The organism is Caballeronia sp. INML2 (genome assembly GCF_023631365.1).
Taxonomy (GTDB): domain Bacteria; phylum Pseudomonadota; class Gammaproteobacteria; order Burkholderiales; family Burkholderiaceae; genus Caballeronia; species Caballeronia turbans.
In genome coordinates this window covers 1-365 of the sequence record NZ_JALQDH010000231.1, presented here as the reverse complement: position 1 = coordinate 365, position 365 = coordinate 1, and the positions used below count along the sequence as shown (strand labels likewise).

Below are 365 nucleotides of genomic sequence, written 5' to 3'. Positions count from 1 at the left end.
TGACGTTTGACCCGGTCCAACGGGCACGGCACCTCATCGTCGCGCTGCGTCGTCTTGATCCGGCGCCCACGCCGCACACCTTCGAGGCCCATCACCTTCATCAGGCGCGCAACCGTGCAGCGCGCGACCTTCACGCCATCGCGCAACAACTGGCGCCAGACCTTGCGCACTCCATACACGCCAAAGTTCTCGTCCCAGACCGTCCGGATGAGGGCCTTCAGTTCAATATCGCGACGCGCTCGGGCCGGCCATTGCTCCGGATCGTTGCGCCGCCCGGCGTGCCGGTAATACGTCGACGGCGCGATCGGCAGCAGGCGGCAGATCGGCTCGATACCGTAGACGTCGCGATGCTCGTCGATGAACGC

At 65.8% G+C, this 365-nt stretch carries 1 protein-coding gene; it reads right to left on the bottom strand.

The features are described from left to right. Window positions 1-365, bottom strand: a 365-nt coding sequence (locus NCT32_RS37135) for an IS3 family transposase (protein ID WP_250491577.1), incomplete at both ends; no start/stop codon positions are given.